General features: G+C 68.6%; 9 protein-coding genes. 7 read left to right on the top strand and 2 right to left on the bottom strand.

Going from position 1 to position 14,040, the window contains the following annotated elements; translation table 11 throughout:
• Positions 1-161: 161 nt before the first annotated feature.
• Together ureE and D779_RS02695 are read left to right on the top strand one after the other, a co-directional pair.
• A complete protein-coding gene (gene ureE / locus D779_RS02700) occupies positions 162-623 on the top strand; it encodes an urease accessory protein UreE (RefSeq protein ID WP_043749025.1) in 462 nt (153 codons plus the stop codon).
• Positions 589-1,287, top strand: a complete 699-nt coding sequence (locus D779_RS02695; RefSeq protein ID WP_198295652.1) for an urease accessory protein UreF — start codon at positions 589-591, stop codon at positions 1,285-1,287. Before ureE ends, D779_RS02695 begins: the two co-directional genes overlap by 35 nt.
• A 259-nt stretch (positions 1,288-1,546) precedes the next feature.
• On the opposite strand, the gene D779_RS02690 is transcribed toward D779_RS02695, so the two are convergent.
• Positions 1,547-2,065, bottom strand: a complete 519-nt coding sequence (locus D779_RS02690; RefSeq protein WP_052347741.1) for a hypothetical protein — start codon at positions 2,063-2,065, stop codon at positions 1,547-1,549.
• A 107-nt stretch (positions 2,066-2,172) separates the two neighbouring features.
• Entirely contained in the window at positions 2,173-2,367 is a 195-nt protein-coding gene (locus D779_RS02685) for a hypothetical protein (RefSeq protein ID WP_157726301.1), read from the bottom strand.
• Between the two features lie 377 nt (positions 2,368-2,744).
• Between D779_RS02685 and D779_RS02680 the strand changes: the two genes are divergently transcribed.
• The 5 genes from D779_RS02680 (at position 2,745) to recD (ending at position 13,822) form a co-directional block, all read left to right on the top strand.
• Positions 2,745-3,314 carry a GNAT family N-acetyltransferase gene (locus D779_RS02680; RefSeq protein WP_043749016.1) on the top strand — a complete coding sequence of 190 codons (570 nt, stop codon included), beginning with the start codon at positions 2,745-2,747 and terminating at the stop codon, positions 3,312-3,314.
• A gap of 317 nt (positions 3,315-3,631) precedes the next feature.
• A complete protein-coding gene (gene ureG, locus D779_RS02675) occupies positions 3,632-4,252 on the top strand; it encodes an urease accessory protein UreG (RefSeq protein WP_043749112.1) in 621 nt (206 codons plus the stop codon).
• Positions 4,253-4,267: 15 nt separating this feature from the next.
• Entirely contained in the window at positions 4,268-7,783 is a 3,516-nt protein-coding gene (recC, locus tag D779_RS02670) for an exodeoxyribonuclease V subunit gamma (protein WP_043749013.1), read from the top strand.
• Positions 7,780-11,649 carry an exodeoxyribonuclease V subunit beta gene (gene recB / locus D779_RS02665; protein WP_043749010.1) on the top strand — a complete coding sequence of 1,290 codons (3,870 nt, stop codon included), beginning with the start codon at positions 7,780-7,782 and terminating at the stop codon, positions 11,647-11,649. Before recC ends, recB begins: the two co-directional genes overlap by 4 nt.
• Positions 11,636-13,822, top strand: a complete 2,187-nt coding sequence (recD, locus tag D779_RS02660; RefSeq protein ID WP_232424047.1) for an exodeoxyribonuclease V subunit alpha — start codon at positions 11,636-11,638, stop codon at positions 13,820-13,822. The genes recB and recD overlap by 14 nt, the downstream gene beginning before the upstream one ends.
• The last annotated feature ends 218 nt before the right edge of the window (positions 13,823-14,040 follow it).

The following is a 14,040-nucleotide window of genomic DNA, read 5'->3' as shown; positions in this document are numbered from 1 at the left end:
GCCGGCCCAAACGCCTAGACCGGGGCGCGAAGCATAACCGCGACTCGGCGCCATACCTAGAAAACAGATGGCGATCGAAATCTGGAGCATGGAACCACTTGGCAATCGCCCCCCGGACGCGGACCATAGGGGTCCAAGACATTCAACCACTCCGGATATCCATGATCCGTCTCACACGCAAGTCAGACCAGGCCGTCGACACCGGCGTCTCATTGACCCTCACCTACGACCAAAGGATTCGCAGCCGGCTGCGCGTCCTGCTCGACGACGGCCGCGAGGCCGGCATCTTCCTCGAACGGGGAATCTGCCTGCGCGACGGCGACTCTCTGATCTCGGAGGACGGACTGGCAGTTCGCGTCCGCGCCGGAGACGAGGCCCTGTCCTGCGTGCGCTGCGACGATCCCCTGCTGTTCGCCCGAGCCTGCTATCACCTGGGCAACCGTCACGTCGCCCTGCAGATCGGACCGGGACGTCTGAGCTACCCGCACGACCACGTCCTGGACGCCATGCTGCGCGGACTGGGGCTCGAGGTCGGACTGGAGCAGGCGCCCTTCGAGCCCGAGCCAGGGGCCTACGGGGCCGGCCATCATGCGCACGACCATCGGCATCATCATGATGGCTGACCTGACCCTGCTGCGGCTGCTGCACCTGGCGAGTCCGACACTGCCGACCGGCGCGTTCAGCTATTCGCAGGGGATCGAGTGGGCCGTCGAATGCGGCTGGGTACGCAGCCCGGCCGACCTGGAAGGATGGCTGGGGGACCAACTGCGCAACCAGATGGCCAGACTCGACCTGCCGCTGGTCGCCCGGCTGCACGCCGCGGCGCTCGCGAGCGACGATTGCGCCATGACGGACTGGACCGACCTGCTGCTCGCCAGCCGCGAGACCCGCGAGCTGCGCGACGAGGAATCCAACCGGGGCCGCGCCCTGGCCGACCTGCTGGTGTCTCTGGAGGTGGAGGGCGCCGCGGACCGCAAGCCGGCGATCGCCCGGGCCCAGGCGGCCGGCTTCGCCTACGCTGCCGCCCGCTGGGACATCGACCCGCGCCGCACGCTGCTCGCCTATGCCTGGAGCTGGCTGGAGAATCTGGTGATCGCCGCCGTCAAGATCGTCCCGCTCGGCCAGACCCAGGGCCAGCGGACGCTCGCCCGGCTGATCCAGTCCGTCCCGCGCGCCATCGACCGTGCGCTCGCCGTCGAGGACGCGGAGATCGGCGCCGGCGCGCCCGCGCTCGCCATCGCCAGCAGCCTGCACGAGACCCAGTACACCCGGTTGTTCCGGTCCTGAGCCGAACCGCCGCTCTCGACGAGGATGGTCTGGAGACCCAGCAAGCATGGCCGGTGGACATTGAGGACAAGATCAAGCGCGCGACCATTCCGGGCGACGGGACCTGGCGCGCCCAGTAGCTCGAAACCGCCAGGGACGAGGTCCGCATCCCCGGACTCGATCTCTTCGCCAGTCGGCTCGAGGTCTGGTGATGGGGCTTTGCGGAACGGGAGAGGAGAGTCAGGAACGAGGGCGTCTCCGGCGGGATATCGCCCAACGGCTACCGCTCTAGCGAGGCATTTTCAGGCAGGGGCCACTGCACACTGTTCCTCGGATAGAAGAATCCCTTGATGCAGTTCGGATTGCGGATGCAAAGCTGGATGTGGTTCTTCTCCTTGAAACCAGCTCCCGGGTAAAGATCGTCGCCCTCCCAGAAGACGCCGCGAACCGAATCGTAGGGCGGCTCTTCCGGCTCGTGTCCGTCGGCCACGCGGTCACGCCAAGCTCTGTCGCGTTGCGAATGGAGAAAGTTGATCACCGCACAGTCGAGCTTGCGAAGCAGAAGGTCGCCGCTGGTACAGGATTTGGGAGACCTGTTCTCCGGCAAAGGTATGCCGACCTTACCCAGCGTGGCCCTGAGGACCTGATAGGCACTCGCCAGATAGGCGAGCGCCTCGCTGTCCGTCAGATCCAGGCAATGTCCCAAGTCGAGCGCCGCCCCGACCACCACGGCATCCCGAATCCGGAGATCCTTCGCAAACCGCTCGGCGCGATGAACGCTGTTCTCCCAAAAGTACATCCCATATCCCAGCCAATCGTAATCGTTCTCGCTGGGCCTGAATGGGGTCTCAGGACGCTCGACGAGCGCTCTGGCCGTCTCGGCCGTCGTCGCATGAAACCCGAAGACTATGCTTGGGTTTCTTCGGTACACTTGCTGGTTTCACGCTCGAAGAGCGCCTTGTAGGGCGCGGCAATCCGCCCCTCCTCGGTCATGATCCCGGCATCCTTGAGGGCTTGGCGCGCAGCCTCTGGCGAGGCCGTCACTTGGCGGCGAAACGCCCGCATATTCAAGATATTTCTGGCGGCTTCCGATCGGGTCATGGCGAAGCTCCTCGCGTGGACGTAGGTGACGCCCAAGACAAAAAACCCCGAGGGTTAGGAACCCCACGAGGCGGAATTCATCGTCGGTTGCGAGAACGGGCGCCTTCGAACATCGAAGCCCCGCCCTGCGGTGCGCATCCTTTGAGGAAACACAGGATACTGCGATCAGACGCTTGACAGCGTTCGAATTCACTGATCTCGAAAGGAGACTAGCACACCCGGGGCCGACTCTTCAGCTACGGCATTAGGATTCTTGAGGACATATCACACAGCGGTGACGGCTGGGGGGCGCGAAGGAATTCGTGCCAACTCCGACAACACCCGGAATAAGGAACGCGGAAAAGGAACGCGGAAAAGGAACGGATATATTATCCACGATGATCACCCCAATCGAATTCGAAACGCCTCGACTCCGCCTCCGCCAGTGGCAACCGAAAGACAGGGCGCCCTTCGCCGCGGTCAACGCCGACCCACGGGTCATGGAATTCTTTCCATCGTCTCTCGATCGATCCGAGAGCGATGCCATAGCTGATCGCTGTGAGGCGCTGATCGCCGAGCGCGGCTGGGGGTTCTGGGCGACGGAAATCAAGGGAAGCGGAGAATTCATCGGATTCGTGGGGCTGCACGTACCCATTCCAGAGCTGCCCTTCTCACCCTGCGTCGAGATCGGGTGGCGGCTTGCGCATGCGTATTGGGGACAGGGCTTCGCAACGGAGGCCGCCCAAGGAGCCTTGCAGGTTGGCTTCGAAGGGATCGGACTCTCCGAAATCGTCTCTTTCACCGCCGCTCGCAATCGACGTTCGAGGAACGTCATGGAGCGGCTCGGGATGGTCGAGGAATCCGCCACCTTCGAACATCCGGCCGTTCCCGCCGAAAGCCTGGTTCGGGAGCACTGCTTGTATCGGCTCTCGCGGGAGAGGTGGCGCGCGCTCGAACAGGCAAGCTAGACCGCTATTCCGAATAACAATAAAAAATATAAAAATCAATATTTTATTGTTGAAATCCGATTTGAAGGCTAGTGTAACCAAACATCTCAAAGGCGTTCCTGCGTGGAGTGGGAGGCGTGATGGACATCGCGCCCGCCCCGGACCCGAACCGTTACCTGCCCAAAGGTACAGAGAGGCACAACGCTTGCGCGGCGATCTAGAAGATATCGAGTTGGCCTTCCACCATGTACATTAGCCGGCAACGTCGGCGAAGCGTCGCGAACGCCATCACCCAGCCATGGCGCGGAGACGGCCGTTCTCCGCCCGAGGAGCATCAAATGAGTCAGTCCCCCCTGCGCGTCGGTGTCGGAGGCCCGGTGGGCTCCGGCAAGACCGCCCTGCTCGACCTGCTCTGCAAGCGTCTGCGCGACCGCTACCAGATCGCGGTGGTCACCAACGACATCTACACCCGCGAGGACGCCGAGTTCCTGATCCGCAGCCAGGCGCTCCCGGCAGAGCGCATCCTCGGCGTCGAAACCGGCGGCTGTCCGCACACCGCCATCCGCGAGGACGCCTCCATGAACCTGGCCGCGGTGGAGGACCTGCAGCGGCGCTTCCCCGACCTGGATCTGGTGTTCGTCGAGAGCGGCGGCGACAACCTGAGCGCCACCTTCAGCCCCGAGCTGGCCGATCTGACCCTTTACGTCATCGACGTGGCAGAGGGCGAGAAGATCCCGCGCAAGGGCGGCCCGGGCATCACCCGCTCGGACCTGCTGGTCATCAACAAGATCGACCTCGCGCCCCATGTCGGCGCCTCTCTGGAGGTCATGGAGCGGGACTCGCGGCGCATGCGCGGCGAGCGCCCCTTCGTCTTCACCAACCTCAAGTCGGGCGAGGGACTCGACGCGGTCGTCGATTTCGTCCTCGAGCAGGGGATGCTCGACCAGCGGCGTCCTTGACGCGAGGAGACCCGCATGTCGCTGCGAACGGACGAGTGGCCGACCGGATTCATGCTGATCCAGGGCAACCGCCTGGAGCTGCTGCGCAGCCTCATGGTCACCTGGATGAAGCGCTATCCGCTCGCACCGCTGGAGGACGAGCTGGTACTGGTCCAGAGCAACGGTATCGCCCAGTGGCTGAGGCTGGCGCTGGCCGCGGACCCGAGCGAGGATGAAACTGGCGGCTGCGGCATCGCCGCGGCGATGCGGATCATGCTGCCGGGACGCTTCGTCTGGGAGGCCTATCGCGCCGTCCTCGGCGATCTTCCGGACAGCTCGCCCTTCGACAAGAGGCCCCTGACCTGGCGGCTCTACCGGCTGCTCGGGACGCTCGACCCGGACGGCGGCTGGCAGGCGCCGCTGACCGGCTTCCTCGACGGCGACGAGGACGCGCGCCGTCGCCATCAGCTGGCCGCGCGCCTCGCCGATCTGTTCGACCAGTATCAGGTCTACCGCGCCGACTGGCTGGACGCCTGGGAGCGGGGCCAGGACATCCTCATCCGCCCGAACGGCGAGCGCCCCGCGATCGACCCGGCCCAGCGCTGGCAGCCGGCGCTCTGGCGCGCGCTGAGGGACGACATCGCCTCGGACCCGGATCTCGGCGACGGCCCCTTCGACCGCGCCAGCCGCGCCGCCGTCCATCTCCGCTTTCTCGAGGCCGCGCCCAGCTTCGAGGATCCAGGCGACGGCGAACGGCTGCCGCGCCGGGTCATCCTCTTCGGCGTCTCCTCGATGCCGCGCCAATCGCTCGAGGTACTGGAGGCGATCGCCGGACGCTCGCAGGTGATGCTCTTCGTGCACAACCCGAGCCGGCACTACTGGGGCGACATCGTCGAGGGACGCGAGCTGTTCCGCCGCGCCTACCGCCGCAGCGCGGCGCGCAAGGTGCCCGAGGACCTGGACGAAGATCTGCTGCATCTGCACGGCCATCCGCTGCTCGCCGCCTGGGGCAAGCAGGGCCGCGACTACATCCGTCTGCTCGACGAGCACGACCGGCGCGAGTCCTACGAATCGCACTTCCGCGCCCAGAGCCTGGAGATCGATCTCTTCGAATCCCCCGGCGAATCGAGCCTGCTTCGCCAGCTGCAGGGCGACATCCTGGATCTGCGTCCGCTGCAGGAGCGCCGGGAGTCGGACACCCGGATCGACCCGGACGCGGACCGCAGCCTGGAGTTCCTGGTCGCCCACGGCCCGCAGCGCGAGATGGAGATCCTCCAGGACCAGCTGCTCGACGCCTTCGAGCGCTCCGCCCGCACCGGCCGGCCGCTGCAGCCGCGCGAGGTGCTGGTCATGGTGCCGAACATCGACACCTATGCGCCCCACATCCAGGCCGTCTTCGGCCGGCTGGAGCCGGGCGATCCGCGCTTCGTCCCCTTCCACATCTCGGACCAGGGTCTGCGCCACCGCAACCCGCTGCTGATCGGACTGGAGACATTGCTCAGACTGCCCGGCTCGCGGTTCGCCGTGAGCGAGCTGCTCGACCTGCTCGACATCCCGGCCCTGCGCGCCCGTTTCTGCATCGAGGAGTCCGACCTGCCGCGGCTGCGCGCCTGGGTCGCGGGCGCCAACATCCGCTGGGGCCTGGACGCCCGCCAGCGTGCCGCGCTCGACCTGCCGGAGGGACTGGAGCAGAACAGCTGGCGCTTCGGCCTCGCACGCATGCTGCTCGGGTTCGCCAGCGCCGGGGCCGGACCCTGGCGCGGCGTGGAGCCCTACGACGAGATCGGCGGTCTGGAGGCGGCCCTGCTGGGCCCGCTGAGCCGGCTCCTGGAGACCCTGGAGCACTATTGGACCGAGCTGCAGCAGGCGCGTCGGCCCGCCGAATGGGCCGCGCTGATCGGCCGGCTGCTCGCCGACGCCTTCGCCGAGACGGGCGACCCGGATGCGCTGGCCATCGCCCAGGTCCAGCAGGCGCTCGAGCACTGGGAGGACGCCTGCCGCCAAGGCGGGGCGACCGGAGAGGACCTGCCGCTCGAGGTGGTACGCGAGGCACTGCTGGGCGAGATCGACCAGCCCGCGCTGAGCCAGCGCTTCCTCGCCGGCGCGATCAACTTCGCCACCCTCATGCCGATGCGCGCCATCCCCTTCCGCCACATCTGGCTGCTGGGGATGAACGACGGCGACTATCCGCGCAGCCGGCGGCCGGCCGACTTCGACCTCATGGCCGACGACTACCGCCCCGGCGACCGCTCGCGCCGCGAGGACGACCGCTATCTCTTCCTCGAGGCGCTGCTCTCGGCGCGCGAGCGCCTGGTCATCGGCTGGGTCGGACGCAGCATCCGGGACAACTCGGTCAGACCGCCCTCGGTGCTGGTCGGGCAGCTGCGCGACCACATCGCCGCCGCCTGGCGCACGCCCGGCGGCAGCGGAGAGGACCTGCTGGAGGCGCTCACCACCGAGCATCCGCTTCAGCCCTTCAGCCGGCGCTATTTCGAGCCCGGGCGGGATCCGAGGCTCTTCACCTATGCCGGCGAATGGCGTCTGGTCCACGAGGAGCGTCCATCCGACATCGAGCCGCCGCCCAGCCTCGATACGCCAATCCTGGACGCGCCCGTCCGGCTGCAGACGCTGGGGCGCTTCCTGCGCCATCCGGTCGCGAGTTTCTATCGACAAAGGCTCGCGCTCCATTTCACCGAGCCCGGCGAGGGCGCCGAGGACGAGGAGACCTTCGCGCTGACGGCCCTGCAGAACTGGGACCTGCAGAACCGCCTGATCCAGTCGGTCGCGAGCCGTCTGCACCGGGATCCGGACATCCCTGTCGAGACCGCCCTGGAGCGGGACATGGGGCGCCTGGCCCGCGCCGGCCATCTGCCCCTGCCGCCCTTCGACGCGGCCTGGATCCAGTCGCTGACCGAGCATCTGCGCGACCCGGTCGCCCGCTATCAGGCGCTGCTGAGGGACTATCCGGAGCCCTGTCCGTCCAGGCGACTGCTGCTCGAACGGCCCGGGATCCGGCTCGAGGACAGCCTCGACGACCTGCGCCGGAACGCGGACGGACGCTGCATCCTGGTCCAGCTCCAGGCCAGCCGGCTCCACGCCGGCGACGACCTCAAGTGGCACCATCTGGTGCGCCACTGGCCAACGCATCTCGCCGCCCAGCTCGAGGGCCCGGTCGTCACCCGGCTGCTGGGACCCGAGACCGACCTGGCCCTGGACCCGCTACCGGTCGAGACCGCGCGCGCGCTGCTGGAGGACCTGCTCGACGCCTATCTCCAGGGCATGACGACACTCCAACCGCTCGCCTGCCGGACGGGCTTCGCCCTGCTCCGCTCGCAGGAGGGCAAATCCGCGAACCCTACGGCCGTCTACGAGGGTGGCTTCAACCAGGCCGGAGAAATCGACGACCACCCGGGCTATGCGCGCTTTTGGCCGAACTACGGCCGGCTCTCCGCCGGCCCGATATTCGAGACGCTGATCGACCGGCTCTACCGGCCGCTCTTCGAGCACCCGAGCCTGGATCCGGCGACCCGCACGGAGGTGAATCCGACATGAGCCGGACACTCGAACCGCTCCGTTTCCCTTTCGAGGGAAGCCGTCTCATCGAGGCCAGCGCCGGGACCGGCAAGACCTTCACCCTGGCGCTCCTCTACACCCGTCTGGTCCTGGGACACGAGACCCGCTTCGGGCGCGATCTGACGCCCTCGGACATCCTGGTGCTGACCTTCACCGAGGCCGCGACCCAGGAGCTGCGCGACCGCATCCGCGCGCGTCTGGTCGAGGCGTCGGCGCTCTTCGAGTCGAGGGACGAGGACAGGGGGAAGCCCCCCTCGGGCCGCGACCCCATGAGGGAGCTGCGGGCCGCCTACCCACCGGAGGCATGGCCCGGATGCGCGCGCCGTCTGCGGCTTGCCGCCGAGGCCATGGACGAGGCGGTCATCTCGACCATCCACGGCTGGTGCAACCGCATGCTCGCGGAGCACGCCTTCGACACCCGGGGTCTGTTCGACCGCGAGCTGGTCACCGACCAGTCCGATCTGGTGGCTGAGGTGCTGAGGGACTATTGGCGCGCCCATTTCTATCCGCTCGAACCGGACCGGGCGGAGGCCGTGCTGGAGGTCGCGGGGTCGCCCGAGGCCCTGGGCCGCGAGCTCTCGGAATGGATCCGGCGGCGCGATTCCGGATTCACCTACAAGGGCGAGCCGCTGATCTGCGCTTCGCTGGATGCGCCCCTGTCCGCGCACCTGGCCTGGTCCGCCGAGCGACGGGCGATCGAGGCCGAATGCGCAGAGCTCGAGACCGAGCTGCATGCACTGGAGGATCGGGCGCGCGCGGCCTGGCGGGCGGACCGGGCCGGTCTTGAGTCGCTGCTGCGCGACCTGCGGCCGCATCTCAACGGCACCTCGCACGACAGCGCCAAGCCGGACAAATTCGACCAGCTGCTCCGGTCCGTCGCCGACTGGTCAGAGGGCGCCCAGGCACCCGGCAAGCTCAAGAACTTCGCCCAGGGCGCCTTCTCCTTCAAGAAGACCGCCAAGGTTCGCACCGAACCCGTGCATGCTGCCTTTCAGGCGATCGCCGACTGGACGGCGGCCGACGGCGCGCGCCCGGTCCCGCCGGACCCGCCCGAACCGCCGCTGAAGCCCTGTCTGCTCGCGCACGCCGCGGCCTGGGTGCGCCGCGAGCTGGACCGACGCCTGCGGCGCCGCGCCGAGATGGGGTTCGACGACCTGCTGCGCCAGCTCGACTCCGCCCTGGACCCGGACCTCGGCGGCGACCGTGCGGCCCACCTGGCGGAGACCATCCGCCGCCAGTTCCCGGTGGCGCTCATCGACGAGTTCCAGGACACGGACCCCATCCAGTACCGCATCTTCGACCGCATCTATCGGGTCGCCAAGCCCCATCCAGGCAGCGCACTGGTGATGATCGGAGATCCCAAGCAGGCCATCTACGGCTTCCGCGGGGCCGACATCCACGCCTATCTGGCGGCCCGCTCGGCCACCGAGGGTCGCCACGACAGCCTGGACACCAACTACCGCGCCACCAAGCCGCTGGTCGCTGCCTGCAACCAACTCTTCAAACATGCCGAAAAGAGCTGGGATCGGGGCGCCTTTCGCTTCAGGAACGAGACCGGCGAAAACCCCATCCCCTTCGAGCCGGTCCTGGCCAAGGGCCGCCCGGAGCGTCTCAGGCTGGATGGGTCGGAGCCTCCCGCGCTCACCTTCTGGACCCTGGACGCGGGCGAGGACCCGGTCTCGCCGGAGACCTATCGCCGGACGATGGCCGAGACCGCGGCGACCCGGATCGTCGACTGGCTGAGCGCGGCGCGCCGGGGCCAGGCAGGTTTCGCCGGTGAGGGCGGATTCGAGCCGCTGAGACCCAGGGACATCGCCATCCTGGTCCGCACCGGCCAGGAGGCGGCCCTGATGCGCGAGGCGCTGGCCGAGCGCCAGGTGCCGAGCGTCTATCTCTCCGACCGCGACTCGGTGCTCGAGACCCGTGAGGCGGCCGACCTTCTGCACTGGCTGCGCGCCTGCGCCGCGCCCGGGGACGAGGGGCTGGTGCGAGCCGCGCTCGGCACCAACACCCTCGCGGTCCCGCTCGCCGAGCTGGCGCGACTCCAGGACGACGAGCTCGAATGGGAGGAGCAGGTCGAGCGTTTCGGTCTCTACCAGCGTATCTGGCGCCGCCAGGGCGTGCTCGCCATGCTCCACCGTCTGATGCAGGACCTGGACCTGCCGGCCCGCCTGGTCGGACGCGCCGACGGCGAGCGCATCCTCACCAATCTGCTGCATCTGGCCGAATGGCTCCAGTCGGCGGCCACGGCGATCGACGGCGAGCAGGCCCTGATCCGCCATCTCGCCGAGCAGCTCGGGTCCTCGGACAGCGAACAGATCCTGCGCCTGGAGAGCGACGCCGAGCTGATCCAGGTCGTCACCATCCATAAATCCAAGGGGCTCGAGTACCCGCTGGTGCTGCTGCCCTTCATCTGCGGCTGGAAGGAGGTGGACGGCAGGCGGCATCAGGTGCCCTACCGCCATGATGGCCAGACCTATCTGGAGATCGCCGCCAAGAGCGGATTCGCCGAGGCATGGCAGGCGGCCGACGAGGCGCGTCTGAGCGAGGACATGCGTCTGCTCTACGTCGCCTTCACCCGCGCCCGCCACGCGATCTGGGCCGGCATCGCCCCGCTCAAGAGCGGACGCTCCAGACGGCCCCAGCTGGAGAAGTCGGCGATCGGACACCTGCTCGGCGGCGGGGCCGTCTTCGAGGATCCGCAGGCGGTCTGGGAGGCGCTGGGAGAATTGAAAGGCAAGTGCAAGGACATCCGCATCGAGCCGGTCCCGACGGCGCTCGCCATCCCCCTGCAGCCCGAGGACGTCCGGACGCTGGACCGGGCCAGACCGGCCCCCGAGATCCGGCTCCAGCCCTGGTGGATCGCCAGCTATTCGGCGCTGAGACGCGGCGCCGGGGCCGAGACGGGATCGGACCCGACGCTCTCGGCCGAGACCGCCGAGCAGGAGACCGCGCAGGAGGAATCCGCGAACGCGAGCGGACCGGCCGCCCCCACGCGGGACCCGGCCGAGACCGGACCCTCGCGCGGCCGGCTGCACGACCTCCCGGCGGGCGGACGCTACGGAACCTTCCTCCACGGTATCCTCGAATGGGCCGCGGACCAGCGCGCCCGGACGGCGGACGGACGCCTCCTCAGGGGCTATGCCGCGGCGGCCGAATCGGACGCGCTGCGCCGCGAGATGCTCGGCCGACGCTGCAATCTGCGCGACCTGGAACGCTGGATCGACCCGCTCGACGCCTGGCTGAGCGACCTGCTCGGACGCACCTGGAGGCTGCGGGATCTGGCCCCAGATCCGGCCGATCCGCCCGAACTGGCCCTGCGCGACCTGGAACCCGAGCGGATGCAGGTCGAGATGGAGTTCTGGCTGCCGAGCCTGGGCGTGGATACCCGGCGCATCGACCGTCTGGCGCTCGACCACATCCATCCCGGGATTCCCCGTCCCGCCCTGGCGCCGCATCGGCTGAACGGCATGCTCAAGGGATTCGTCGATCTGGTCTTCGAGCACCGTGGGCGCTACTACCTGGCGGACTGGAAGTCGAACAAGCTGGGCGACACCGACGCGGACTACGGCACCGAGGCCATGCGCGCGGCCATCCTCGAGGAGCGCTACGACCTCCAGTACCTGCTCTATCTGCTGGCCCTGCACCGCCAGCTGAAGGCGCGGCTGCCGGGCTACGACTACGAGCGCCACGTCGGCGGGGCCATCTACGTCTTCCTGCGCGGCACCGAGAACCCCAGTCAGGGGCTCTACATGGACCGCCCCGGCCGCGAGGCGATCGAGACGCTGGACGCGCTCTTCGCCGGGGGCCGGGCAACCGAAGGGGGCAGCGATGCAGACCGATAAGGAGACATTAGACCGCGAGGGCGGGAACGCCGAAAGGGACGGGGTCATGAACGCGGAGGATCTCTTCGAGCGCCTCGAGACCTGGGTGGACGCCGGCGGCATGCGCGCGCTCGACCTGGCGCTGGCCCGATTCGTCCACGACCGGGGCGGCGAGACGGATCCGGCCGTGCTGCTCGCGGTCGCCCTGACCAGCGAGCGCAACGCGCACGGTCATGTGTGCCTCGATCTGGTGGGCACCCTGCAGCGGCCCGACCTGGTGCTCGGCGGACCGCGCACCGACTCGGTGGAGGCCGGCGAGGCCCGCCGCGCCCTCTCGGGACTGCTGGCGACGCTGCGGATCCGGGACTGGTTGGCCCGGCTCTCGGCCAGCCCGGCGATCCAGTACATGCCCGACCCGCTCCAGACGGACGAAACGGGGGACATGGACGAACCCCCACCCCTGGTTCTGCAGGGCACGCCGGATCGGCCCCTGCTCTATCTGCGCCGCTACTGGCTGGACGAGCAACGGATCCGCTCCGGAATCGAGCGGCGTCTCGCGACGGTCGTGGATCTGCCCCTGGACCGGGTCAGGGATCTGCTGGACCGGCTGTTCCCCGCCGAGTCCGGCGCCCGGCTCGACCCCTGGCAGAAGATCGCCTGCGCACTGGCCGCGCGCAATACATTCGCCGTCATCACCGGCGGACCGGGGACGGGCAAGACCACCACCGTGGTGCGTCTGCTGGCGCTGCTCCAGGGGCTGGCGATGGGGCGCGGCGAGACGCCGCTGCGCATCCGCCTCGCCGCGCCCACCGGCAAGGCCGCCGCGCGGCTGAACGCCTCCATCGCCGGCCAGGTGGCCGGTCTGCCGCTCGATGCGCTCTCGGAGGGCGAGCGCATCCGCGCCGAGATCCCGACCCAGGTGACCACGCTGCACCGCCTGCTCGGGCCGGTTCCGGACAGCCGGCACTTCCGCCATCACGCCGGCAATCCGCTCCCAGCCGATCTGGTGGTGGTCGACGAGGCATCCATGGTCGATGTCGAGATGATGGCCGCCCTGCTCGCGGCGCTGCGCCCCGAGACCCGTCTCGTCCTGCTCGGCGATAAGGACCAGCTGGCCTCGGTCGAGGCCGGCGCCGTGCTCGGCGATCTCTGTCAGCGGGCGCGCGAGGCGCACTATCGTCCGGAGACCGCCGACTGGCTGCGTGACGTCACCGGCCACCCGATTCCATCGATCCATCTCGACCCCGATGGTCGGCCGCTCGACCAGGCCATCGTCATGCTGCGCCGCAGCTACCGCTTCAGCCCCGAGGGAGGGATCGGCGCACTGGCCGAGCTGGTCAACACCAGCCTGCCAGACAGGAGATCGGCCGCCGAGCGGCTGTCGGCGCTCGACGCACTGTTCGCGCGTCGGCAGCCCGAAGCCGACGGTCCGCTCGGGCGCATCGAGGCCATTCGGCTGAGGGATGCGGAGGACGCGGACTTCGATCGTCTGGCGCGGGACGGCTATGCCGATTATCTGCGGCGGATGCGGGATGACGATCCGGGGGAGCGGGCGAGCCGAGAGGCGCTGGATGCCTGGGCCGCCGCCGTTCTGGAGGCCCATGGCCGCTTCCAGCTGCTGACAGCGCTGCGCCGGGGCGCCTGGGGCGTCGAGGGGCTCAACCGGCGGCTGATCGGCGTGCTGAGCGCCGGACCCGAGCCGCTGCTGCGGCCACACGCCGGTCCTTCGCCGAGGCTCGGCGGCACCACCGAGGGCTGGTTCGCGGGCCGGCCGGTGATGGTCACCCGCAACGATTACGGGCTGCGGCTGATGAACGGGGACATCGGCATCGCGCTCGAGGTCCCGGTGCGCCAGTCCGACGGCGGCGTTCGGCGCGTCCTGCGCGTCGCCTTCCCGAGCGGCGACGGAAGCGGCGCAATCCGCTGGATCCTGCCCAGCCGGCTCGCATCGGTCGAGACCGTGCTCGCCATGACGGTACACAAATCCCAGGGTTCCGAGTTCGTCCATACCGCACTGGTGCTGCCGGACGCGCCCAATCCGGTGCTGACCCGCGAGCTGCTCTACACCGGCATCACGCGCGCCCGTGAGAGGTTCACCCTGCTCTATCAGGAGCCTCAGGTCCTGGCGGATGCCCTGAGCCGAGGCGTCGAGCGCGTCAGCGGCCTATCCCTGACACCGGCGGCTGGTGAATGAGAGCGAGCCGCCGATCCAATTGGAAGCGGACTGAGGAAAGGTGCGGGGATCCCCTTCGAAAACCCGCGCATACCGACGCTTCCGAACGCGACCGATACCTTGATGCGCACCTCGACGGGGGCGTCTTGAAGATATTTTAAAGATGGCGGGAATCCGGCCGATACACCAGGGTTGAGAGTTCTTCGGCCAAGGTAGGTAATCATGCAAGAGGTGGATCA

This window comes from Imhoffiella purpurea, from assembly GCF_000585215.1.
In the GTDB taxonomy this organism is placed as follows: domain Bacteria; phylum Pseudomonadota; class Gammaproteobacteria; order Chromatiales; family Chromatiaceae; genus Imhoffiella; species Imhoffiella purpurea.
The sequence above is the reverse complement of the archived record's forward strand: the minus strand, read 5'-3'. Positions and strand labels throughout refer to the sequence as shown.